Source organism: Bacteroides sp. AN502(2024) (assembly GCF_041227145.1).
In the GTDB taxonomy this organism is placed as follows: Bacteria; Bacteroidota; Bacteroidia; order Bacteroidales; family Bacteroidaceae; genus Bacteroides.
Genome location: NZ_JBGFSP010000003.1, coordinates 1,832,203 through 1,858,411 on the forward strand (window position 1 = coordinate 1,832,203; position 26,209 = coordinate 1,858,411).

Here is a 26,209-nt window from a genome sequence, read left to right on the forward strand (position 1 = left end):
CGAGAACCGACGCGGTATTTTTTATTTATGAAAAAACTAAAGAAAATCCGGAGATCCAAATAAGTACCGGAAGAATCATTTTTCCCGGTCTACCACATAATCCAGATAAGACCGGAGAGCTACGCAAACATCTGAATCCGGCAAAGAAGCCAGCAGGTTGAAGGCTTTCTGCTTATATCCATTCATAGTCTGAACCGCATATTCAATTCCCCCGTTTTCTTTAATAAACAAAATCAAACGGGCTATTTCATCAAGAGTAGCCGTACCCTCCTTTACCTTGATAGCAATTTCGTGTGCTTCATCGTCTTGTGTCGTGTTCAGCACATACAAAGCAGGTAAGGTCAGTTTGCCTTCAAGCATATCATTACCCGTAGGTTTACCAAGCTCCTTATTATCAAAGTAATCGAAAATATCATCCTTTATCTGGAAACAGATACCAATATATTCACCCAGCAAACGGGCAAGTTCAGCTTCCTCCTCGCCCACACCTACCGAGAAAGCGGCAGCCTTTGTGCATGCAGCAAAAAGAGCGGCAGTTTTCTTGCGGATGACATCAAAATAAACGTCCTCGGAAAAAGTACGATTGCTTACGTTTGAAAGCTGGAGCAGCTCACCGTCGGCAAGATCCTGTCCAAGAGTAGACACCAGTTGGATAATGCGATGGCTGTTTGTCAATTCGGCATGTACGAGACTGGTTGCCAATAAATAGTCACCCGTCAACACAGCTACTTTATTATTAAAAATGGCATTTACCGAGAGCTGTCCACGGCGTTCAGTGCTTTCATCCACTACGTCATCATGTACCAGACTGGCCGTATGAAGGAGTTCCAGAGAAACAGCCGCATGAAGAGTGGATGGACATATAGCACCATAAAGACGTGCCACGAGCAAAACAAGGATAGGTCGCATCATCTTACCACTCCTCTGCCGTATGTGGGATACGACGCTATCGAGCAATGCATTTGAACTGGAGAGAGAACTATCAAAAAGTTTTTTGAAGTCGCCCAGTTCCGCTTCAATCGGAGTTCTGATAAGTGAGATACTGTCCATTTATTACACAATTTGAGCACAAAAGTAATAATAAAACGCTTAATACCGTATTTTTTTGTACTTTTACCATGAAAAATTAATAAAATCTATGGATTCAGGTAATAAATTATTTCTTTTAGATGCTTATGCATTGATATATCGGGCGTATTACGCCTTTATTAAGAACCCGAGAATCAATTCCAAAGGATTCAATACTTCAGCCATACTGGGTTTTGTGAATACCCTCGAAGAAGTATTGAAAAAAGAGAATCCCACTCATATAGGAGTAGCCTTCGACCCTGCAGGTCCCACCTTCCGCCACGAAGCTTTTGAACAATATAAAGCACAGCGCGAAGAAACTCCGGAGGCAATCCGTCTTTCCGTACCTGTTATAAAGGAGATTATACGTGCTTACCGCATCCCTATCCTGGAAGTCGCAGGCTACGAAGCCGATGATGTGATAGGTACACTTGCCACCGAAGCCGGTCGCCAAGGCATCACGACCTATATGATGACTCCCGACAAAGATTACGGACAGTTGGTCAGTGACAAAGTATTTATGTATCGCCCCAAACATACAGGAGGCTTCGAAGTGATGGGCGTCGAGGAAGTAAAAGCCAAATTTGGCATTCAAGCTCCGCTACAGGTGATCGATATGCTCGGACTGATGGGCGACTCCTCGGATAATATCCCCGGATGTCCGGGAGTAGGAGAAAAGACTGCTCAAAAACTGATCTCCGAATTCGGGAGTATCGAGAACTTATTAGAACATACCGACCAACTGAAAGGAGCATTGAAAACAAAAGTGGAAACCAACCGGGAAATGATTATGTTTTCGAAATTTCTCGCCACGATTAAAATTGATGTCCCCATCCAACTTGAAATGGATTCTCTTGTCCGCGAAAAAGCAGATGAAAATTCACTCCGTAGCATTTTCGAGGAATTGGAATTCAGAACGCTCATTGACCGGATACTCAAAAAAAACAGTCCCGAAAACGAAATAACCTCTGCCACCGGAAACAAAGTTGGCACTCGGAAAAGCACCCCCTCTCCTCTTCCACTTTTTCCCGAAGAAGAAGGAATGCAAGGCGATTTATTTGCGAATTTCACGCCCGATGAACCGAGTGAAGCAAAAAAATCGAAGCTACAGACGTTAGAATCGATCCATTACGATTACCAACTCATTGATACAGAAGAGAAAATAGAGAAAATTATTCAAAAGTTACTTACATCGAAAATTCTCTCGTTAGATACAGAAACCACCGGAACCGAACCAATGGATGCCGAATTAGTCGGGATGAGCTTTTCGATTGCAGAAAATGAAGCTTTTTATGTTCCCGTACCATCAGACCAAGACGAAGCGTTGAAAATCGTACATAAATTCCGCCCGGTCTTCGAAAATGAACATTCGTTAAAAGTCGGACAAAATATCAAGTACGATATGATTGTTCTCCAAAATTATGGCGCAACAGTAAAAGGTCCGCTTTTTGATACAATGATCGCTCATTACGTTCTTCAACCGGAACTTCGTCACGGCATGGATTACCTTGCAGAAATTTACCTACACTACCAGACCATCCACATTGAAGAACTGATAGGTCCTAAAGGAAAAAACCAAAAAAACATGCGCAACCTCGACCCGAAAGAGGTATATCTATATGCCTGCGAAGACGCAGACGTGACTCTGAAACTGAAAAACATATTGGAGAAAGAGCTGAAAGAGAATGACGCAGAGCGTTTGTTCTATGACATAGAAATGCCACTAGTTCCGGTATTGGTTCATATAGAACGGAACGGAGTATTGCTGGATACGGAAGCCTTGAAGCAGTCGTCCGCCCATTTCACCGCCCAAATGGAACAAATCGAAAAAGAGATTTACGAACTGGCTGGTGAGACTTTCAACATCGCCTCACCCAAGCAAGTCGGGGAGGTACTGTTTGACAAACTGAAAATTATAGAAAAGGCGAAAAAGACCAAGAAAGGACAGTACGTCACCTCGGAAGAAGTGCTCGAAAGCCTCCGCCACAAACACCCGGTAGTAGAAAAGATTCTGGAACATCGCGGACTGAAAAAGCTACTAGGCACGTATATCGATGCACTTCCCCAGCTTATCAATCCACGTACAGGAAGGGTACACACCTCTTTCAACCAGACTGTAACCGCTACGGGACGCCTTAGTTCAAGCAATCCGAACTTACAAAATATCCCTATCCGCGATGAAAATGGAAAGGAAATCCGCAAGGCTTTCATCCCCGATGAAGGCTGTCTCTTCTTCTCTGCCGACTATTCACAGATCGAATTGCGCATCATGGCACATCTTAGCGAGGATAAGAATATGATCGATGCTTTCCTTAGTAATCACGATATTCATGCTGCCACTGCTGCCAAAATTTATAAAATCGACCTAAAAGAGGTAGACTCCGACATGCGCCGTAAAGCCAAGACCGCCAACTTCGGTATCATCTACGGTATATCTGTATTCGGTCTTGCCGAACGGATGAATGTAGACCGCAAAGAAGCCAAAGAGCTGATCGACGGTTACTTTGAGACTTATCCGAGAGTGAAAGCATATATGGATAAAAGCATTCAGGTAGCTCAGGAAAAAGGCTATGTAGAAACAATTTTCCACCGGAAGCGCTTCTTGCCAGACATCAATTCCCGAAATGCCGTTGTACGCGGCTATGCGGAGCGAAATGCCATCAATGCCCCTATCCAGGGAAGTGCGGCAGATATTATAAAAGTGGCGATGGCACGTATCTATCAACGATTCCAGGTCGAAGGAATACAAGCCAAAATGATCCTACAAGTGCATGATGAATTAAATTTTAGCGTTCCTGTCAATGAAAAAGAGCGTGTAGAAGAAATCGTCATCGAAGAAATGGAGAAAGCATACCGCATGCACGTCCCTTTGAAAGCAGATTGCGGATGGGGCAAAAACTGGCTTGAGGCACATTAAATCATAAAGTGAATCACATTAAATCATAAAATGAATCAAAGAGACCTAAATAAGGAATTGCCATCTCTTAGACACTGATTATACAGGGAACCTCCATCTTATCCGGAGCCCTGTTTACAAAATAGCAGCAAGTATAAGTAACAACATTATTTAACTATACATCCAGAAAGCTAGAAAAAAGATTCCTTTTCCGACGAAGTGATTCATTCTATATCCGACAGATTGACTGCCGGATATTTTTTTATCATCTATCTTGGCAAAAAGCAAGTTATATTCCACCTGAGTATTTAACATTTTGACAATATTTTATTTTCCAAAACGCATAAAGTTCAAATTAATATGTAGATTTGCAACGAAAAATCAACAATATAGTAGACAAATGAAAGTATAGTCCAAAATACTTAAATACAAATATGTAACACAAACTCTCTCTCATTCTAATATTCTAACAAAAAAGATACGCCGCTCCTGTTGAAGAAGTGGCGTATTTATTATAAGAGGATTCCAATCTCCAACGCAAAGCATCAACTGCTGTGCATCCATCGTCAACAATAACTACTTTATACATTCCTTCCGTATCCGTCATAAATCATAAGAAAATAGTCTCATAGCACTCCCTTTATTCGTCAGTCCCCTTATACAACTCATGTTTTGAATGTGATGAAAATACATTATTTATCCTGAACCCCAACGAATTTTATTATTTTTTTAATACCTTTGTCCCCATATAAATATGAGCAACTGACCTAATGAGTCCACTGAACTTCACCCACATTTTGACACAGGCAGTCGATGAGCTATCGGAAAGCGAATCTTATAAAGGACTGTTTCATCAACACAAAGATGGCGAACCACTGCCCTCTGCCAAAGTTTTGCATGAAATCATTGAGCTTTCACGCTCCATTCTTTTCCCCGGATATTATGGAAATTCTACTATCAACAGCCGGACCATCAATTATCACATCGGTGTAAACATTGAAAAATTGTTTGATTTACTTTGTGAGCAAATCCTGTCCGGATTATGTTTTAGTGCTTCCATAGAGGGGACATGCAATACCTGCTCCGACTCGAAACGGGAAGAAGCTGCACACCTTGCCGCTAAATTCATCAGTAAGTTACCCGCCATGAGGAAGATACTGGCAACGGATGTGGAAGCCGCCTACAACGGTGACCCGGCTGCCGAAAGCTATGGAGAAGTCATATTCTGTTATCCGGCCATTAAAGCGATCAGCAATTACCGCATCGCGCATGAATTGCTGGAGCTGGGTGTTCCTCTGATTCCCCGTATCATCACAGAGATGGCGCATAGCGAAACGGGAATCGATATCCATCCGGCCGCAAAGATTGGCACCCACTTCACCATCGACCATGGTACGGGTGTGGTAATCGGTGCCACGAGTATCATCGGAAACAACGTCAAATTATATCAAGGTGTCACACTGGGAGCCAAGAGTTTCCCGCTGGATGCCGACGGAAAACCAATCAAGGGAATCCCCCGCCATCCGATCCTGGAAGACAATGTGATTGTCTATTCCAACGCCACTATTCTGGGAAGAATCACCATCGGGCGTGATGCAACCGTAGGTGGTAATATCTGGGTAACGGAAAACGTTCCCGCAGGATCAAAAATCGTACAAACTAAAGCCAAAAAATAAAATCAAAAATCTATATGAGCGAACAATTCGAGATGATAGCCAAGACTTTCCAGGGACTGGAAGAGACACTTGCAGAAGAACTGACAGCATTAGGAGCCAACGACATTCAAATAGGACGTCGTATGGTTTCATTCACAGGAGATAAACGTATGATGTACAAGGCAAATTTCTGTCTACGCACCGCTATCCGTATCCTGAAACCCATCAAGCACTTTACGGCCCAAAATGCTGACGAGGTTTACAATCAAATACAGGCTATTCCATGGGAAGAATATCTCGATGTGAACAAGACATTTGCTATCGATGCAGTAGTATTCAGCGATGAGTTCCGCCATTCGAAATTCGTTTCGTATAAGGTGAAAGATGCAATTGTGGACTACTTCCGCGAGAAAACGGGCGAGCGTCCATCGGTACGTATTAACAATCCGGATGTACTTTTAAACATTCATATTGCACAGACTACCTGCACCTTGTCTTTGGATTCATCCGGAGAATCACTTCACCGCCGCGGTTATCGCCAGGAAGCGGTAGAAGCTCCGTTGAACGAGGTACTGGCTGCCGGCATGATTTTAATGACCGGATGGCGTGGAGAATGTGATCTGATCGATCCGATGTGTGGTTCGGGCACCATCCCTATAGAAGCTACCCTGATTGCTAAGAATATCGCTCCGGGAGTATTCCGCAAAGGATTTGCTTTCGAAAAATGGATGGATTTCGATGCGGATATGTTCGATGAGATTTATAATGACGATAGTCAGGAGCGTGAGTTTACTCATAAGATTTATGGGTATGACAACAATCCGAAAGCGAATGAGATTGCAACTCACAATATAAAAGCTGCCGGTGTATCGAAAGATATCGTGCTGAAACTGCAACCGTTCCAGCAGTTCGAGCAGCCGAAAGAAAAATCAATCATCATTACCAACCCGCCATACGGTGAACGTATCTCGACAAATGACCTGTTGGGACTTTACCAAATGATCGGTGAACGTCTGAAACATGCGTTTGTAGGTAACGAAGCATGGGTGCTTTCTTATCGGGAAGAGTGTTTCGACCAGATTGGCTTGAAGGCAAGCCAAAAGGTTCCCTTGTTCAATGGACCGTTGGAGTGTGAATTCCGCAAATATGAGATTTTTGACGGAAAGTACAAAGAGTTCAAGAGCCAGGAAGAGGGTGAATTCAAGCCACACAGAGAAGGTGGTAACTTCAAAGGCAGCGACAGAGATAGAAAGCCACGGGGAGAATTCCGCGGAGGAAGAGATTCGAGAGGTCCAAGAGAATTTAGGGGGAACCGGGAACCGAGGATTCCGAAGAAGGAAGAGGATTGAGTTGAGTGCTGCCATTCAAATTAAGCAGACTCCCTTGGGCAGAGTAAAAATAGAAGGATTTAAAAACTAATAATAAAGAAAAGAGCAATGAGTAAAATTGGAAAAAGAGCCATTCTGTTATTGTTGGCACTACCAATCGGATTCAATGTTATGGCACAAGAAACCAAAAAACCGACACTGGAAGAGTTGATTCCGGGTGGCGAGAGTTACCGCTATGCAGACAACCTATACGGACTGCAATGGTGGGGTGATGAATGTATGAAACCGAGTGTGGATACGCTCTATTCGATTCACCCCCAAACAGGGAAAGAGACAATGGTCATCACCCGTGAACAAATCAACAAAGTACTTGCTGAGAACGAAGCAGGGAGATTGTCACACCTATACTCCATCCGCTTCCCGTGGGCAGACAAACCTCAAATGCTATTCACCATAGCAGGAAAGTTTGTCATATATGACTTTAAGGACAACCGCATTGTCAGTACCCTCAAATTAAGAGAAAAGGCTAATAACGAGGATTATTGTGCAGCCAATGGCAACGTAGCTTACACAATAGGCAACAATTTGTATGTAAACGAACAAGCAGTAACCAACGAACCCGAAGGTATCGTTTGCGGGCAATCCGTACATCGCAATGAGTTCGGTATCAACAAAGGAACTTTCTGGAGTCCGAAAGGCAGTCTGCTCGCTTTCTACCGCATGGATGAAAGCATGGTCACACAATACCCGCTCGTAGACATCACCGCACGTGTGGGAAAAGTGAACAATATCCGTTACCCGATGGCAGGGATGACCAGCCACCAGGTAAAAGTAGGCATCTACAACCCCGCAACAGGCAAGAGCATCTACCTGAATACAGGCGACCCCACCGACCGTTATTTCACGAACATCAGTTGGACACCGGACGAAAAGAGTCTCTATCTCATAGAGTTGAACCGTGACCAGAATCACGCCAAACTCTGCCAATACAACGCAGAGACAGGCGAGCCAATCGATGTATTATATGAAGAAACTCATTCCAAATATGTAGAGCCGCAGCATCCAATTATATTCCTGCCATGGGATGATTCCAAGTTTATCTACCAAAGCCAACGTGACGGATACAACCACCTCTATTTGTTCGACACACATACTAAGGTATATCCCGAGACTCACTCCACTCCTATCGGTGGTACCTATCGCCAATCTTACAAAGTGAAACAACTGACCAAAGGCGACTGGCTGGTCAGTGAAATTCTGGGATTCAATGCAAAACGTAAAGAGATTATCTTCACAGCCGTAGAAGGCTTGAGAAGCGGACATTTCGCTGTAAACGTAAGAAATGGAAAGATAAGCCAACCGTTCGAAAGCTGCAAAGAAAGCGAACATAACGGCATACTTAACGCTTCCGGGACTTATCTTATCGACCGTTATTCCACCAAAGACCAACCTCGCATCATCAACCTGGTAGAGACTAAAAACTTCAAAGAAACAGCCAATCTGCTGACTGCTGAAAACCCTTACGAAGGCTATCAGATGCCAAGCATCGAAACCGGAACAATCAAAGCGGCAGACGACACCACCGACCTGCATTACCGCCTGATGAAGCCGGCAGACTTCGACCCGGCAAAGAAATATCCCGTCATCGTATACGTCTATGGAGGTCCTCACGCACAATGTGTCACCGGAGGATGGCAGAACGGTGCACGCGGATGGGACACTTACATGGCAGGCAAAGGCTATATCATGTTCACCATCGACAATCGCGGTAGCAGCAACCGTGGACTGACATTTGAAAATGCCACCTTCCGCCACCTCGGCATCGAAGAAGGCAAAGACCAGGTAAAAGGCATTGAATTTCTGAAATCCCTCCCCTACATAGACAGCGAGCGCATCGGCGTACACGGATGGAGCTTCGGAGGTCACATGACTACCGCCCTGCTGCTCCGTTACCCGGAGATATTCAAAGTAGGCGTTGCCGGAGGCCCGGTAATCGACTGGGGGTATTATGAAGTGATGTACGGCGAACGCTATATGGACACACCCCAAAGCAATCCGGAAGGCTACAAAGAATGCAACCTGAAGAATCTGGCCGGTCAGCTGAAAGGACACCTGCTGATTATTCACGACGACCATGACGATACCTGCGTACCACAACACACCCTGTCGTTCATGAAAGCCTGTGTAGATGCCCGCACTTATCCCGATCTGTTTATCTACCCGTGCCACAAGCACAACGTAATAGGTCGTGACCGTGTACATCTGCACGAGAAAATCACCCGGTACTTTGAACAGAATTTATAAAACCGTCCACCGCACCCATACGAATCATAGATAACAGTATAACTTATAATAGCACAAAGATGAAGATATTATTACTAGGCTCGGGCGGCCGCGAACATGCACTGGCATGGAAAATTGCCCAAAGTCCGAAAGTTGAAAAACTATACATTGCTCCGGGAAATGCCGGAACAACTGCCGTAGGCGAGAATGTCAACATCAAAGCAACCGATTTTGAAGCCATCAGTGCTTTCGTCCTGAAAGAGAACATTCAAATGGTAGTGGTAGGCCCCGAAGATCCGTTGGTAAGAGGAATCTACGACTACTTCCAAAACCGACCGGAGCTAAAGCACATTGCCGTGATCGGTCCTTCCGCTCAAGGAGCACAACTGGAAGGCAGCAAGGAGTTTGCCAAAGGCTTCATGATGCGCCACAACATCCCGACAGCCCGTTACAAAAGCATCACTTCCGAAAACATCGAAGAAGGTCTTGCTTTCCTCGAAACGCTGGAAGCTCCCTACGTATTGAAAGCCGATGGCCTTTGTGCCGGAAAAGGAGTGCTCATCCTCCCTACGCTTGACGAAGCTAAGAAAGAACTGAAAGAAATGCTGGGCGGAATGTTCGGATCCGCGTCGGCAACCGTTGTCATCGAAGAGTTCTTGAGCGGTATCGAATGTTCTGTATTCGTACTGACAGACGGAGACAACTACAAAATCCTCCCTGTAGCCAAAGACTACAAGCGCATCGGTGAAGGCGATAAAGGACTGAACACAGGTGGTATGGGTAGCGTAACCCCTGTTCCGTTTGCCGATGAAGTGTTTATGGAGAAAGTACGCACACGCATCATCGAGCCGACCATCAACGGCCTGAAAGAAGAAAATATCACCTACAAAGGTTTCATCTTCCTCGGTCTTATCAAGGTGAAAGGCGAACCGATGGTAATCGAATACAACGTCCGCATGGGTGATCCGGAAACAGAAAGCGTGATGCTCCGTATCCAAAGCGACTTGGTAGAACTGCTTGAAGGCGCTTCCGCAGGCAATCTGAACGAAAAAACACTGGTGATGGACCCACGTTCAGCAGGCTGTGTGATCCTTGTCAGCGGAGGTTATCCCGAAGCTTACGAAAAAGGATTCCCCATCAGCGGACTGGAACAGGCGGCCGCTACCGGTAGCATCATTTTCCATGCTGGAACAGCCATGAAAGACGGACAAATCGTAACAAACGGAGGACGGGTGATTGCCGTTTGCTCTTACGGTGCAACGAAAGAAGAGGCACTGGCACAGAGCTACAAAGTGGCAGACATGATCGACTTCGACAAGAAGTACTTCCGCCGCGATATCGGATTCGATTTGTAACCGCCCAAGCGATGATATATGCTCACCGAGCGACAAAAGAACGAATGGAAAAATGAGAAATAAGAGACTACAAAGTCAAGTGACGGCAGGACGGTGGACTCTGCCTGCCGTTATCTTTATCTGCGCCCTGTGCTGGGTGTTGACTTACTTTTTATTTCCCGGTTCCACAGCCTCAATCGTACTCGAAGGCAGCCCTTCCGCCTGGCACCCCACCCACGATTTTCTGCTTCCGGGATGGGCAGACCGGATTATCAGCTTCCTGATTTATGCAACTATCGGCTACTTTCTGATAGAGCTGAACAATCAGTTCAGCATTATCCGTATGAGGGCATCCATGCAGACAGCTATTTATTTCCTGCTGGTCACCGTTTGCCCGAAAATGCATTTCCTACATACAGGAGATATTGTTGCCTTGTGCTTTCTCATCTCCATTTATTTTCTGTTTAAAAGTTATCAGCAAACCCAAGCTGTGGGTTATTTATTCAATTCCTTCTTCTTTATCGGAGCAGGAAGTATTCTATTCCCACAGTTCACCATCCTCTCGGTACTTTGGTTGCTCGAAGCCTACCGTTTCCAGTCGCTCACCCTGCGTAGTTTCTGCGGTGCGCTGATCGGATGGATACTGCCATACTGGATGCTGTTCGGACACGCCTTCTTCTACAACGAGATGGAGTTGTTCTATCGCCCTTTCAATCAGCTATTAACTTTCGGGGAATTCTTCAACCTGCCAATCCTCCAGCCTTGGGAACTGGCCATACTCGGCTATCTGCTGGTGATGTTCATTGTCAGTGCGGTCCACTGCATCGCTGCGGGATTTGAGGATAAGATACGCACACGGGCCTATCTCCAATTCCTGATAGACCTGACGATATTCCTGTTCCTGTTGATTGCCCTGCAACCGATATATTGCAGTACCCTATTGCCTTTGCTTATCATAAGTAACAGCATCCTGATCGGACATTTCTTTGTACTGACCAATAGTAAAAGTTCGAATGTCTTTTTTAGCATTTCATTGGCCGGTCTCATCCTCTTATTTGCTTTTAATATATGGACGCTTTTATAAATTCAACGATACAACTCCTGATAGAATGGGGACTCCCGGGATTATTCATCTCGGCTTTGTTGGCCGGAAGCATCGTGCCTTTCAGTTCCGAACTGGTACTGGTGGCACTGGTGAAACTCGGTCTGCCCCCGATAGCCTGTCTGGTCTCCGCCACTCTGGGTAACACTGCAGGAGGAATGACCTGCTACTCTATGGGGCGTCTGGGCAAAATCAGCTGGATTGAGAAATACTTCAAGGTAAAGAAAGAGAAAGTAGACAAGATGGTGAAATTCCTGCAAGGGAAAGGAGCATTGATGGCCTTCTTTACCTTCCTTCCCGCCATTGGGGAAGTAATAGCCATTGCATTGGGATTTATGCGAAGCAACACATGGCTCACCATCATTTCCATGTTTGTCGGCAAACTGATACGTTATATCCTTCTCCTGTATGCACTTGAAAGTGCCTGGAACGCTATAGCAGGATAAGGATTTGGGGTATCAACCGGTAGCTATAAATAGTAGATTCAGGTAGTAAGTATTAGAGATTGCATGATGGAAAGAATAATTGAGAGAACTGATGACGGAAGCGCTACGCTGTTTGTTCCGGAATTGAATGAGCATTATCACTCGACAAAAGGAGCACGCACGGAGTCACAACATATTTTCATCGATATGGGGCTGAAAGCTTCTTCTGCCGCCTCTCCACGCATTCTTGAAATCGGTTTCGGGACAGGACTAAACGCCTGGCTCACCCTCAAAGAAGCAGAGAGAAGCGGACGGAATATACACTATACAGGGTTAGAACTCTACCCGCTGGACTGGCAGACAGTAGAACAACTAAGCTATATCTCCGGTGATGAGCAGCTTACCATACATCGGAAGCAATCAGTAACCGATGAGCCATCTACCTCGAATGGAGAACAACAACCGGCTATCGAATTGTTTAAACAGCTTCATACATCACCCTGGGGAAAAGACGTGCAGCTGACGTCCCACTTCACCTTACGGAAAATAGAAACAGACGTGAATCAATGGATAACGGAAAAGCGATTTGATACCATCTATTTCGATGCCTTCGCTCCGGAAAAGCAACCGGAAATGTGGTCGCAAGAACTATTCAACCGTCTCTACGTTTTATTAGATAAAGGCGGAATACTGACTACTTACTGTGCCAAAGGTATCGTCCGCCGAATGTTACAGTCAGCCGGATTCACGGTAGAACGCCTCCCCGGCCCCCCGGGTGGTAAACGGGAAATATTACGAGCCCGGAAATAAGAATAGAAAGAAGATAAAAAACGAAATAGAAGAAGTCATGAAAAAACAACTGAAAGATATGAGAACCCTTCTCCTCCTTAGCACCTGCCTCCTAATGGTAGCCTGCACAGGACGATCCTCCCAAGCAAGCAATGATGACGAAGCAAAACCAACGTTAACCGTCACCCTGGAACCGCAACGTTATTTCACGGAAGCTATTGCCGGAGATAAATTCAACGTAGTCAGCATGGTTCCCAAAGGCTCCAGCCCGGAAACTTATGATCCTGTCCCCCAACAACTGGTTTCTCTGGGAGACAGCAAAGCCTATTTCCGCATCGGATACATCGGTTTCGAACAGACCTGGATGGACCGTCTGATGAACAATACTCCCCATATCCGAGTATTCGACACCTCCAAAGGGATCGACCTCATACTCAATAACGATGATCACGATCACGACCACGTCCACGGACGTAACAGCCACGCAAGGCATATCCACGCTGTAGAGCCGCACGTATGGAATTCCACGGGTAATGCTTTAATCATTGCCGGGAACATCTACAAAGCCCTTAGCCAACTGGATAAAGCAAACGAAGCGTACTATAGGAACCGTTACGATTCACTCTGCCAACGCATCCAGCATACCGACAGTCTGATCCGCCGTCAACTCTCCGCTCCCGAAGCAGCCAAAGCCTTCATGATTTATCATCCGGCCCTCTCCTACTTCGCCCGCGACTACGGATTGCATCAGATTTCTATCGAAGAGGGTGGCAAAGAGCCTTCTCCCGCCCATCTGAAAGCTCTGATAGACCTCTGCAAAGAAGAAGATGTACGGGTAATATTCATCCAACCGGAATTTGACAAACGCAATGCGGAAACCATCGCGCAGCAAACCGGAACGAAAGTGGTCCCCATCAATCCGCTAAGCTACGATTGGGAAGAAGAGATGCTGAATGTAGCACGGGCACTGGCCTCCGGCAATGAAAGAAGCCATGCATACATAGAAAAATAAAGATCTTTCTTTTTGTTTTCTATTACAAAAAAAACGACCTTTGCCCTGAAAAAAAATAAAATTTAGAGTCAAATGATAAGGGATAACATTCGATGGATCGCAGGAGGATGGGTATGCTTATTTTTGCTCATTACGCATGCACAGACGATGATTTAGACGATCTGAATTACCAATGATTACCTATTAAACCCGTATCAATGAAACAGTTAATCAACAAAACCGAAGACATAGTAAAATCATGCCATATCCTATCATCGAAATAAAGAATCTCTCCGCCGGATACGACGGACGCACAGTGTTGCATGATATCAACCTCACCGTTTACGAACGTGACTTTCTCGGTATCATCGGCCCTAACGGAGGGGGAAAGACAACACTCGTCAAATGCATTCTCGGACTGTTGAAACCCACCGCAGGCGAAATCATTTTCCACACCTTGTCTCAGGAGGTACAAAAAGAGCGGACACCGCAAATGTCACAAATGTCACAAAAGAAACAAGCGAACGCAAACGGACGCCCCTCGTTGGGGTATCTGCCGCAATACAGCAGCATAGACCGGAAGTTCCCCATTTCCGTGGAAGAAGTGATCCTGTCCGGATTGAGCATACAGAAGTCGCTCACCTCCCGATTCACTTCCGAACAGAGAGAGAAAGGCAGACAGATCATTGCCCGTATGGGGCTCGAAGGACTGGAACACCGATCCATCGGTCAGCTGAGCGGCGGGCAGTTACAACGCGCCCTCCTGGGACGTGCCGTCATTTCCGACCCCTCGGTGCTCATCCTCGATGAACCCAGCACGTACATCGACAAACGTTTTGAAGCGCGCCTTTACGAATTGCTGGCTGAAATCAATAAGGAGTGTGCCATCATTCTCGTCAGCCACGACATCGGCACTGTGCTGCAACAGGTGAAATCCATCGCTTGTGTCAATGAAACACTGGATTATCATCCGGACACGGGCGTCACTACCGAATGGCTGGAAAGGAACTTCAACTGCCCTATCGAGCTGCTCGGACACGGGACATTGCCTCATCGGGTTTTAGGGGAACATCATCACCACTGACAAGCTATAGCGAAGGTGAATTCAAAACTATCCCCTATCTCTTACGTAGTCACCAAATGATACCTATATCCTCAATAAACATGTTTTTCATCACAATTTCTCATTTTTCACAAACGAATTGATACAACATTTATTTTTATTACTATCTTTAGGGCAATGTAACTTGCAAGTATTACAAAGGACGTGATTCATTGACATCACTTCCATTATTATTAACCTCACTAATACAAATTTGCCTATGAAAGTTGAACGCTTGTTGTTCGTTTGTTTTATGCTTATCAGTTTGACAACCTGTACAAAAGATGAATCTTTGGCAGAAGCCAACCTTCCTTCCCCCAATGAAGTCAACTCTTTGGTGGGTAACCTGTTTATCAAACAAATGCGCTCACAAATAGGTAGGAGCGAATGTTTTACAAGAAGTCTTGGTGGCACCCCCTTGTATGAATACACCATTTTGGCCGTTGGATACAATTGGGGACTCCATTATGCGATTCCTTATACTGACGAAAATGGAATAATAAATGGATGTTTGATTTTTCCAGTTGATGAATCGCTGCCAACAGAGGAGAAAAGTCCGGAGGGAACGCTGGGTACTCCTATTCGATTGGACGAAACATTATTGGCGCAGACCCCTATTACATCACTATATGTTTGTATGGCTCCCTTTCTGAATTGGAAAAATAAAGGACTTACTGTGAAATCATACTTGATAGATAAGGCAGAATTATTAGAAAAATGCGTTCGAATAGTAGATGATGAAAACAGCCAAACACGCAGTAGTGTATCAATCCTTTCAGGCAATAGTTGGGAAGAGGGCGATGCTGTTAATATTACTTTACAAATATATAGCGAAGCCATTGTGGATGTCGATGCAAAAGGCTATAATTACACAATAGTAAATTTAAACAGGATAGAGGATTTAATGCGTGACCGGTTCCGCAATCCTGAGAAGCCTGGTTTTATTGCATATTCACAACACTATAATCATTACCAAGATGGAAATCGAAGAGGAATAAGCAAGGCAGAGATACAATTTTTCCGGGTTATATACGGATTAATAATGCAACAAGAAATTGATGATTTTTTAAAATATCTGATTAATCGTGAATATAGAAAATTCCATCTTTCCATACAATATTCTTATCATATGAAACATGGAATGTTTTACAGAGGAAAGCCTAGCAGACCTGGCAGTGGAGGAACCGGCACAGGAGGAGTCAGCACAGGAGGAACTAGCTCCAATAATGGTGAAACGTCATCCCCCCAAACCCCTAATACAGATAAAATAGTTGAAGATACAAGTGGTTTAACACCTGAACAATTAGGGAAATTAGAAGATGCATTGAGCGAACTTAACGACAAGTTCTGCTTTGCAGGGAAAATCATAGATTATTTAGCAGAGAAAAACTATAAATACACCTCTGTTAAAATTGATTCAACGATGTTTGGCAGTGCAGGAGCAGGAATTTTATGGAAGGATGGAAAAGTAGTGGGCGTTAATTTGAAATTTCAAACAAAAGAAGATATTGATTTTCAAGCAGTAGGGCATGAATTGATTCATCTACTCCAAGTAGAACAAGGTGTATATTCAGGACAGGAAGTCCGTGGTATGATGGAATATGAACGAGTCTTGATTGATGATATATTATATTATGCCCATGTAACAACAGAGCAACTTTTTAACGGTGTTAATGGAGGCTCGTGGGGTTACATCTCGAACGAGAAAAGAGACAAATGGAAAAGTTTGTCTAAGGAATATAACAGTTGGCTAGAAAAAACAATATCAAAAGGATTACCGGAATCTATTTCGGCTGACGATTTTAAGAAATGGGCCGATCTGTTTGCAATAAGCAAAAACGGTTATCTAGCAGATGGTGGCTACAATTATAACATAGATTATGCACCCAAGGCCTTACAGAAAGTTCTAAACCTATCAAAAGGATGTATCAAATAATTAAACACTTACAATTATGAAAGCAACGATTCTTTTATTATTCCTGTTTCTGAGCCTGAACGCTTCAGCGTATGTGAAAGACACTACATTTGTAGTTAATACGGCTGAAAATACGTATGAGGTAAGTTTTTTCTCTCAACATGTCAGAATTGATAACGTAAAAATCCGCAATTTCCCATCCAATGATGCAGATGAGCGAGAACATACTATTAGAAAAATATCTATTGGCAATGAAAGCATCGGAGCCTGCATCCGGAAATATTGCAAAATTCCTTTAATGAACGTGTCGTTTGAAAAGTACGATAGCATGAGAATCGGAATCAAATATGATTTGCAAGGAAAGCCATTCTGCACCTGTTTCAGTTATCCTGCCAAATTGATGATACCCATTGAGACCATCGAGCAGCTTGAAAAGGTGTTGATGGAAAAGGTAAAAATAACGGTTAAACTTACAGGGTCGTCTTCTTGCAAAAGAATCTACGGAGTGGAAGTAAAGATTGTTCTTAATTTACCTAAATTGCAGCAAGGAATAGATACAGAAGAACGGGTATGGTAATGTACCTACTCCATAACATTCCATTCAAACACTTGCAATTACTTTTGTGCTAAAGCAAAGTAAACACAAAGGGCTGAATCCCGAATAGGTGACAGCCCTAATTTTTCATCGCCTCTTTTTTTATCGGACAGCAACCCGAGTATTAACACCCGAAATCTCAACCATTAACACCTAACGGCCAGGATATTAATAGAAAACTCCCGTTGTCTTGATAGCAAACTTACTCTTCCCTAACAGGAAAGTTATGCTTGACTAAGGATAATCTATAAACGCAAGTTGCGTTTATAAAATTGCAAGCTTTGTTTTTATAATTGCAAGCTTCATTTATAAAAACAAAACTTGCAATTATAGTTTATGACGAATGAAAAGAAAGTTTGTAATTAAGGCAAAAGATGTTGACTAACAGGATAAAGGAAGTTTATCCTTAATACATCAGAGCTTATTCATTAAAGGGCTAAAAACAAATTCCTCACTTGCCAACACACAAGTCCCCGCCTTCCGGAAAAGGAAAGAGATAGTAAATCAGCCTTCCGTTACTTAATATTTCTTACTTTCTTCCTCATTATCCTTACAAATCACTATCTTTGCGACCTCATAATTTGTTTTTAACGAATAAACTACGATAGTGCTGATGAAACAATACAGAACCGTAAACAACCTTATGGGTTGGCTTGCATTTATCATTGCGGCAACCGTCTACTGCCTGACAATAGAACCGACGGCAAGTTTCTGGGATTGCCCGGAGTTCATAACTACCGGCTATAAACTGGAAGTCGGACACCCGCCCGGCGCGCCTTTCTTCATGCTGATGGCTAACTTGTTCACCCAATTTGCTTCCGATGTGACTACCGTAGCAAAAATGGTGAATTACATGAGTGCCCTGATGAGTGGCGCCTGTATCCTGTTTCTTTTCTGGAGCATCACCCATCTGGTACGCAAACTGATTATCACTGATGAAAACAATATCACCAAAGGACAGCTTATCACGGTGATGGGTAGCGGACTGATCGGTGCACTGGTCTATACATTCAGTGACACGTTCTGGTTCTCGGCCGTAGAAGGTGAAGTATATGCCTTCTCCTCCCTGTTTACCGCTGTCGTTTTCTGGTTGATCCTGAAATGGGAAGACGTGGCCGACCAACCGCATAGCGACCGCTGGCTCATCCTCATCGCCTATCTGACGGGATTGAGTATCGGTGTCCATTTGCTGAACTTGCTTTGTCTACCCGCCATCGTGCTGGTTTACTACTATAAGAAAACTCCGAACACCACTGCAAAAGGCTCGCTGCTGGCACTCATCGGTTCCGGTGTATTGGTAGCTGCCGTTCTCTACGGTATCGTACCGGGTATTGTGAAAGTAGGCGGCTGGTTTGAACTGCTGTTTGTCAACGGACTTGGCATGTCGTTCAACTCCGGCGTAGTAGTTTATATCTTCCTTCTTGCAGCCACTCTGATCTGGGGTGTGTACGAAAGCTATACCGAAAAGAACAAGATGCGCATGGCCATCTCCTTTATCCTGACGATTGCCTTACTGGGTATCCCGTTCTACGGACACGGAGCCAGCAGTATCATCATCGGTATTTTGGTTATCGCTGTACTGGGACTTTACCTCGCTCCGAGTGTCCAGACTAAGATCAAAGAAAGATGGCGTATCACCGCCCGCACCATGAACACGGCTTTGCTGTGCACCATGATGATCGTAATCGGATATTCTTCTTATGCACTGATTGTTATCCGCTCCACTGCCAACACTCCGATGGACCAGAATTCACCGGAAGATATATTCACACTGGGCGAATACCTCGGTCGTGAACAATACGGAACCCGCCCGCTTTTCTACGGTCCCGCCTTCTCTTCGAAAGTGGCGCTCGACGTAAAAGACGGATATTGCATTCCGCGTCAGTCGGAAACAGGAAGCAAGTATGTCCGTAAGGAAAAGACCTCTCCCGACGAAAAAGACTCTTACATCGAACTTCCCGGACGTGTAGAATACGAATATGCACAGAACATGCTTTTCCCGCGTATGTACAGCTCGTCACACGCTCCGTACTACAAGCAATGGGTGGACATCAAGGGATATGATGTTCCTTACGACCAGTGTGGAGAAATGGTAATGGTAAATATGCCTACCCAATGGGAGAATATCAAGTTCTTCTTCTCCTACCAGTTGAATTTCATGTACTGGCGTTATTTTATGTGGAACTTTGCCGGACGGCAGAATGATATGCAAGGTAGCGGAGAAATCGAGCACGGCAACTGGATCACCGGTATTCCGTTTATCGATAACCTGCTGGTAGGTAATCAGGAATTACTCCCGCAAGATCTCAAAAACAATAAAGGTCACAATGTATTCTACTGTCTGCCACTGATTCTCGGTCTGATCGGACTTTTCTGGCAGGCTTATCATAGCCAACGAGGAATCCAACAATTCTGGGTGGTCTTCTTCCTGTTCTTTATGACAGGTATCGCCATTGTACTCTACCTCAACCAGACTCCTACACAACCTCGTGAACGAGACTATGCATACGCCGGATCGTTCTATGCCTTTGCCATCTGGGTAGGTATGGGAGTGACGGGCATCATCCGCATGTTGCGAGATTACTGTAAAATGCAGGAACTCCCGGCAGCCGTATTGGCTTCTGTGCTCTGTTTATTCGTTCCCATCCAGATGGCGGGACAGACGTGGGATGACCACGACCGCAGCGGACGCTTTGTTGCCCGTGACTTCGGACAGAACTACCTGATGACCTTACAGGAGAAAGGGAATCCGATCATCTATACCAATGGCGATAATGATACTTTCCCATTGTGGTACAACCAGGAAACGGAAGGTTTCCGTACAGATGCCCGCACCTGTAACCTGAGCTACCTGCAAACAGACTGGTATATCGACCAGATGAAACGTCCTGCATACGATTCTCCATCACTTCCTATCAACTGGAATCGTGTGGAATATGTGGAAGGACAAAACGAATATATTCCTGTCCGACCGGAAATGAAGGCCCTCATCGACAGCTATTTCAAACAGGCAAACGAACTGGCAGCACAGGGAGACACTACCATATTGTCCCTCGTTCATTCCATCTTCGGTGAGAATCCATACGAACTGAAGGAGATCATCAACCGCTGGATGCTCGGCAAGAACGACCAGCTGAAAGAGCTTCTTAAAAAGACAGGAAAAGATATCCAACTGCCGCTTATCCCTACGGACAGCATCGTAATGAAGGTGGACGAAGAAGCTGTACGCCGCTCCGGCATGAAGATACCGGAAGCTTTGGGCGACTCTATCCCCGAATACATGACAATCACCCTCAGAGACACCAACGGCAACCCGAAACGCGCCCTCTACAAGAGTGAACTGATGATGCTCGAAATGCTTGCCAATGCTAACTGGGAACGTCCTATCTATATGGCAATCACCGTAGGAAGCGACAATCATCTGGGTATGGACAACCACTTTATGCAGGAAGGTCTTGCCTACCGTTTCACTCCGTTCGATACGGACAAGCTGGACAGCAAGATCGACAGTGAAAAGATGTATGACAACCTGATGAACAAGTTCAAGTTCGGCGGTATCGACCAGCCGGATATCTACATCGACGAGAACGTGATGCGCATGTGCTACACACACCGCCGTATCTTCACGCAACTCGTAGGCCAGCTCATCAAAGAAGGCAAAAAGGACAAGGCACTCGCCGCGCTCGATTACGCTGAAAAGATGATTCCGGTATACAACGTACCGTATGACTGGGCAAACGGCGCCTTCCAAATGGCAGAATCTTACTATCAACTGGAGCAGAAGGAGAAAGCCGACAAGATCATCGACGAGCTTGCCAATAAGTCGCTCGAATACATGACCTGGTATCTTAGCCTGAATGATAACCAGCTTGCTATCGCCGGTGAAAACTTCGTATACAACGCCAGCTTGCTCGATGCCGAAGTCCGCCTAATGAGAAAATACAAATCGGAAGAACTCGTGAAACATTACTCTACGCAACTCGAACGGCTGTACAACGAGTACGCAACGAGAATGGAAGGGAAATAAATAGTAAGTATCAACAGACTCTCATGTTTATAGAACAACCACCTTGGCTTTTCCGGATGTTGTATCCACAAGCCATTTTCCGAATGGACCCGAATGAGCCGGCAGTCTATCTGACTTTCGATGACGGTCCCATTCCCGAAGTGACTCCCTGGGTACTGGAAATACTGGAGAAGCATCATATTAAAGCTACCTTTTTCATGGTAGGCGATAATATACGCAAACATCCGGATGAATACCGAATGGTGGTAGAGCACGGACACCGCATTGGCAACCATACTTTCAACCACATCCGTGGATTTGAATATTCCAATCCGGACTACCTTGCAAACGCCCAAAAGGTAGACGAAATCATTCATTCCGAGCTCTTCCGTCCGCCACACGGACACATGGGATTCAGGCAGTATTATACGTTACGCCATCATTACCGCATCATTATGTGGGATCTCGTGACTCGCGATTACAGTAAGCGGATGCGCCCGGAACAAGTGCTGGACAATGTGAAACGCTATGTACGAAACGGTTCTATCATCACTTTTCACGATTCGCTCAAGTCATGGAACAACGGTAACCTGCAATACGCACTTCCCCGTGCCATCGAATTCCTGAAAGAGGAAGGTTATGAATTCAAGGTTTTATAATTAAGAACCTTTGAGAAAACAGAAACTTCGAAAAGGACAAAAAGTCATGATGGAAAAAGAAGGGCTCTGATGAATAAAAAAAGTTCCCTGACAAGCGAAAAAATATAAGGCTGTCTAACAAGTCCTATTTTAACGATTTTACCCCTGCCAGAATATGCTTTGGCAGGGGTGACTTTTAATTACTGATACCTGTTAGACAGTCTTTTGTCGTATAAGCCCCGTTTTTTGCCCAAATTTGAAAGATTCCTTCTCTTTCTTATAAGATATCAGCGCAACCGCATTTCGCCCGGTAAAGGGCAAAAAGAGGGAAAAACAACCTACATTCAGAAAGTTTCTGATTCACACCACGATTACAGTAGTAGGTTATCCCGGTATCTTCGTCAACTGGCATTCTACCACCCAGGACGATTACGAACAACGCGCTTTTACGAGATAACCCAAGGGCATTATAACGCAAAGAATGAGGAGAGCAGACAATTTGCGCCCTCATTTCAACATCCATTTCCAAGCAGGAAGCACGCGGATAACCATATCCTGTTCCTGCCATTCAGTTTCCATATCCATCGTTACAATAACAAGTTCCCGGCAGTCTGTTGCCTGAGCAGCCTCCAGCAGTCCATCTACTTCCCGCTTACGAGTTTCCTCATCGTTCATCTGATAACTAACCTGAATCAACCGGGTCACTTTGTCATATTCTACAACCACAAAATCACATTCCTTCTTGCCTTTATAATAATGCAATTCTTCCTGAATCCGCAAATTTCTCCGCAGGTAAAGAAAAACAGCATTCTCCAAAAGCTTTCCATGATCCTCACTCTGTGGGTTCAGAAGTACGGAACGCAAACCATTATCAATGCAATAATATTTTTTATCTCCTGTATTCTCTTTCACAAGTGACGGGTCATACTTTGTCAGAGAGAAGAAGAGATAAACAGACTCGGTCTGAACAATCACATCATACAATGTATTCTTCCCAATACTGATTCCCTGCGACTTTAATTCATTATAAATCCGATTGATAGAAGTAGGTTTAGTCAAGTTACTCATCACTCTTTTAATGAAATAACGTATCGGTTCCGGATTCTTTATCTCATATCTCTCCACAAGATCTTTGTAGAGCATCACAAAGAAGTACTCTTGTAAAATTCGATCTTTATATAACGGAGCTGCCAATACAACTTCCGGAAAACCTCCTCCATGCAAATATGCTTTAAACGCATTGATAAGTCTGGCTCGATTTTCAGGCACATAATGATTTGTATCCACTTCAGTGAAGCTGCAAAATTCGTTGAACGACAATGGAAATTCTTCATATTGCAATGTCCGTCCACGCAGAGAAGTTGCCAGCTCTGAAGAAAGCATCCGGGAGTTACTCCCTGTTAGAAAGAGATGTTTGCATTCATGTTCGTAAACTCTCCGCACAAAAGGTTGCCAATCGTCTGCCATTTGCACTTCGTCAAAGAACATATACACTTCTTTCAATGGAATGGCAGGGTAAAGTTCTCGGTATGCTTGAAGAATTTCATCCAAATTATCTGCATTCAGATGCAAGCGTTCATCATCAAAATTCAGAAATAAGATCTGTTCCTTAGTTATAACCTGCTCACTAACAAGTTGATTGATTATCAACAGGAAAAGAGAAGACTTACCGCATCTTCTCACGCCAGGCACTGTTATGATCTTCCCGCTATCAACAGGCAGAGTGAGCTCACGAGGACGTACCTCTACTGGTAGTGAGGCTTGAAATCCTGCAATCAGTTGCTTTAATAGTTCTTTCTTTCCCATAAAGACGCATTCTTTATTATCTTTCTTTTTCAGAAAGACAAAAATAAGCAAAAGTTTCTTTTTATCAAAGAAACTTTTGCTTATTCTATTTGAAAGGACCAATGATATTCAATAATTCAACACATTAATACGCCACCGCCAGCGGAGTACGCAATTTCTGCGCATATTCAGCCATGTATTTATTCCAGGCATCCGGAGTCTTGATAGCCGCCTTATCCCAGGCAGATCCCCAGTAATAAGTATATTCGGAACCCGGCTCATATTCGCTGATAGCCAGCACATGACCATCGGCGCCGCCACGCTCTTTTTTCTCATCTTCCGAGAAAAGAATAGTTTTGGCATCTTTTACCTGTACAGGGAATGCGGCACCGACAAATATCTTACCGTTTCCACCTGCCCTGTCGGTTGTAGGATCAACGTAAGTGATATAACCGTTTGCGGCATCTGCTACAACCGCACCGTCCGGTTCACGCAGGACGATTCCTGTAACTACGGGCATTGCCTCTTTCAGACTGGTATATGAAATGACTGCTTTATTAAGATACGATCCTGCATCCAGAGATATAACACGTGTTTCCACTACATTAGAATCGCCACGGACTACCAGCGGGGTAAATTCCAGCTTTACAGTAAAGCGTAATGGACCGTTATCAAGAATTTCCTGAGTGCGATAGCAATAAGGGTAGATAATCGTATCGCCTGCCATCAAAGCAGCCGTACCGCCACCCAATGTAGGACCTACAGCATAACAGTCCATTCCGTACCCATGATCAATATGATAAGAAATGGCACGCCCCAATTCGGCAGCCGCTTTCGGGTCTGTCTTTTTCAGTTCGGCTATCTTAGCACGCTTCTCCTTATTCAGCTCTTCAGCATACATACTTTCCAAAACAGGCTCGGTAGTATTATACTTCGTGAAGATATCGTAGCCAAAGCCACGCTCGTTTCTTGCCTGCAAAGCAGGGCCATACGCACGGAAACCTACGAGGTCGTTCTCCCAGGCAACATCGTCCAAGCGTTCAGGATAATATTTGCCGCAGGCTATTACATTAAAAGGAGCCGGAGTGCCCGGCTGGATAGTATAAATAGCTGTACCGTTTGCCTTTACCATAACCGGGAAAATGACTTTTTCGTCATATGTCATTTGGTAAGGTACTTGTTGACCGTCAGCGTCAAGTACTACAATCTGTGCTGTATCTGCCAGTTTCAGCTTGGCAACTACATCGCTCATCGGTACTTCAACCATCTCTCCTGCGCATTCTAAAGCCAATGGATTGGTCACCGTAACCGTCATTGCCTGTTTACTGTCGACACAGGAGGCAAAAGCCGTCAAAGCAACAGCAAGCAGAATAAATATCTTTTTCATGATTGGTTCTTATTAAATAAAAAAATAAGGTGACAGATGAAAAGAGGATGCTCTTTGCCATTCTATCACCTTAGCGAAATCTCTTCTATTATCTATTATTTCGGTTGTTTTCCGATATAAGCAAGAATACCACCATCTACGTAGAGAATGTGACCGTTAACAGCGTTAGAAGCTTCAGAAGCAAGGAACACGGCAGGGCCAGTCAGTTCTTGCGGATCCAACCAACGACCGGCAGGAGTCTTAGCGCAGATGAATGAATCGAATGGATGACGGCTTCCGTCTGCCTGCGGCTCACGAAGAGGAGCAGTTTGCGGAGTAGCGATATAACCCGGGCCGATACCATTACACTGGATGTTGTATTCACCATATTCAGAACAGATATTGCGAGTCAGCATCTTCAAACCACCCTTAGCAGCAGCGTAAGCAGATACTGTTTCACGGCCCAATTCAGACATCATAGAACAGATGTTAATGATCTTACCTGCACGCTTTTCCATCATAGCCGGCAAAACGGCCTTAGCAACGATAAAAGGAGCATTCAAGTCGATGTCGACTACACGACGGAAATCAGCAGCATCCATCTCGTGCATAGGAATACGACGAATAATACCTGCATTATTCACAAGGATATCAATGGTACCTACTTCTTTTGCAATCGTAGCAACCATCGCCTGAACAGCCGATTCGTCTGTCACGTCGCATACGTAACCGTGAGCTTTGATACCTTTTGCAGTATAAGCAGCCATACCTTTGTCTACCAACTCTTGATTGATGTCGTTAAAACAAATTTTAGCGCCTTGTTCTGCAAATGCAGAAGCAATAGCAAATCCGATACCATAAGAAGCACCTGTAACGAGAGCTACCTTACCTTCCAAAGAAAAATTCAAAAACTGATTCATAATTCTTTTTG

The 26,209-nt window shown here is 44.5% G+C and carries 18 protein-coding genes; 14 read left to right on the top strand and 4 right to left on the bottom strand.

Translation table 11 applies throughout. The features are described from left to right. Window positions 1-75 precede the first annotated feature (75 nt). The gene (locus tag AB9N12_RS07135) at window positions 76-1,050 is read right to left on the bottom strand and encodes a polyprenyl synthetase family protein (protein ID WP_369890940.1); all 975 of its coding nucleotides are present in this window, start codon (window positions 1,048-1,050) and stop codon (window positions 76-78) included. A gap of 88 nt (window positions 1,051-1,138) precedes the next feature. Here AB9N12_RS07135 and polA point away from each other — a divergent pair, with 88 nt between their 5' ends. The 14 genes from polA to AB9N12_RS07205 all read left to right on the top strand — a co-directional run bounded on the left by polA (window position 1,139) and on the right by AB9N12_RS07205 (window position 22,148). Next, window positions 1,139-3,985, top strand: coding sequence for a DNA polymerase I (polA, locus tag AB9N12_RS07140; RefSeq protein WP_369890942.1), 2,847 nt, complete (start codon window positions 1,139-1,141; stop codon window positions 3,983-3,985). 749 nt (window positions 3,986-4,734) lie between these two features. Further along, complete coding sequence (gene epsC, locus AB9N12_RS07145) at window positions 4,735-5,640, top strand: serine O-acetyltransferase EpsC (RefSeq protein ID WP_369890944.1); 906 nt, start codon at window positions 4,735-4,737, stop codon at window positions 5,638-5,640. Window positions 5,641-5,654: 14 nt separating this feature from the next. Further along, window positions 5,655-6,968, top strand: a complete 1,314-nt coding sequence (locus AB9N12_RS07150; protein ID WP_369890946.1) for a class I SAM-dependent RNA methyltransferase — start codon at window positions 5,655-5,657, stop codon at window positions 6,966-6,968. An 87-nt stretch (window positions 6,969-7,055) separates the two neighbouring features. Continuing rightward, window positions 7,056-9,251, top strand: a complete 2,196-nt coding sequence (locus AB9N12_RS07155) for a DPP IV N-terminal domain-containing protein (RefSeq protein ID WP_369890948.1) — start codon at window positions 7,056-7,058, stop codon at window positions 9,249-9,251. 59 nt (window positions 9,252-9,310) lie between these two features. Beyond that, window positions 9,311-10,585, top strand: a complete 1,275-nt coding sequence (purD, locus tag AB9N12_RS07160; RefSeq protein ID WP_369890949.1) for a phosphoribosylamine--glycine ligase — start codon at window positions 9,311-9,313, stop codon at window positions 10,583-10,585. Window positions 10,586-10,637: 52 nt separating this feature from the next. After that, window positions 10,638-11,648, top strand: a complete 1,011-nt coding sequence (locus tag AB9N12_RS07165; RefSeq protein WP_369890951.1) for a hypothetical protein — start codon at window positions 10,638-10,640, stop codon at window positions 11,646-11,648. Next, complete coding sequence (locus tag AB9N12_RS07170) at window positions 11,633-12,112, top strand: YqaA family protein (protein WP_369890953.1); 480 nt, start codon at window positions 11,633-11,635, stop codon at window positions 12,110-12,112. The genes AB9N12_RS07165 and AB9N12_RS07170 overlap by 16 nt, the downstream gene beginning before the upstream one ends. 66 nt (window positions 12,113-12,178) lie before the next feature. Then, window positions 12,179-12,901 carry a tRNA (5-methylaminomethyl-2-thiouridine)(34)-methyltransferase MnmD gene (gene mnmD, locus AB9N12_RS07175; RefSeq protein WP_369892829.1) on the top strand — a complete coding sequence of 241 codons (723 nt, stop codon included), beginning with the start codon at window positions 12,179-12,181 and terminating at the stop codon, window positions 12,899-12,901. A 37-nt stretch (window positions 12,902-12,938) separates the two neighbouring features. Then, a complete protein-coding gene (locus AB9N12_RS07180) occupies window positions 12,939-13,892 on the top strand; it encodes a metal ABC transporter solute-binding protein, Zn/Mn family (RefSeq protein WP_369890955.1) in 954 nt (317 codons plus the stop codon). A 238-nt stretch (window positions 13,893-14,130) separates the two neighbouring features. After that, window positions 14,131-14,955, top strand: coding sequence for a metal ABC transporter ATP-binding protein (locus tag AB9N12_RS07185; RefSeq protein WP_369890959.1), 825 nt, complete (start codon window positions 14,131-14,133; stop codon window positions 14,953-14,955). Window positions 14,956-15,193: 238 nt separating this feature from the next. Next, window positions 15,194-16,909, top strand: coding sequence for a hypothetical protein (locus AB9N12_RS07190; protein WP_369890961.1), 1,716 nt, complete (start codon window positions 15,194-15,196; stop codon window positions 16,907-16,909). Window positions 16,910-16,925: 16 nt separating this feature from the next. Continuing rightward, window positions 16,926-17,465, top strand: a complete 540-nt coding sequence (locus tag AB9N12_RS07195) for a hypothetical protein (RefSeq protein ID WP_369890963.1) — start codon at window positions 16,926-16,928, stop codon at window positions 17,463-17,465. Window positions 17,466-18,096: 631 nt separating this feature from the next. Further along, window positions 18,097-21,510, top strand: coding sequence for a DUF2723 domain-containing protein (locus AB9N12_RS07200; RefSeq protein ID WP_369890965.1), 3,414 nt, complete (start codon window positions 18,097-18,099; stop codon window positions 21,508-21,510). Window positions 21,511-21,533: 23 nt separating this feature from the next. Beyond that, window positions 21,534-22,148, top strand: coding sequence for a polysaccharide deacetylase family protein (locus tag AB9N12_RS07205; RefSeq protein WP_369890966.1), 615 nt, complete (start codon window positions 21,534-21,536; stop codon window positions 22,146-22,148). A gap of 486 nt (window positions 22,149-22,634) precedes the next feature. Here the strand turns inward: AB9N12_RS07205 and AB9N12_RS07210 are convergent, their stop codons facing one another. The 3 genes from AB9N12_RS07210 to AB9N12_RS07220 all read right to left on the bottom strand — a co-directional run bounded on the left by AB9N12_RS07210 (window position 22,635) and on the right by AB9N12_RS07220 (window position 26,198). Then, entirely contained in the window at window positions 22,635-23,933 is a 1,299-nt protein-coding gene (locus tag AB9N12_RS07210; RefSeq protein ID WP_369890967.1) for an ATP-binding protein, read from the bottom strand. Between the two features lie 124 nt (window positions 23,934-24,057). Beyond that, window positions 24,058-25,299, bottom strand: coding sequence for a DUF4861 domain-containing protein (locus AB9N12_RS07215; protein ID WP_369890969.1), 1,242 nt, complete (start codon window positions 25,297-25,299; stop codon window positions 24,058-24,060). A 95-nt stretch (window positions 25,300-25,394) separates the two neighbouring features. Next, window positions 25,395-26,198, bottom strand: a complete 804-nt coding sequence (locus tag AB9N12_RS07220) for a gluconate 5-dehydrogenase (protein ID WP_369890970.1) — start codon at window positions 26,196-26,198, stop codon at window positions 25,395-25,397. Between the last annotated feature and the right edge of the window lie 11 nt (window positions 26,199-26,209).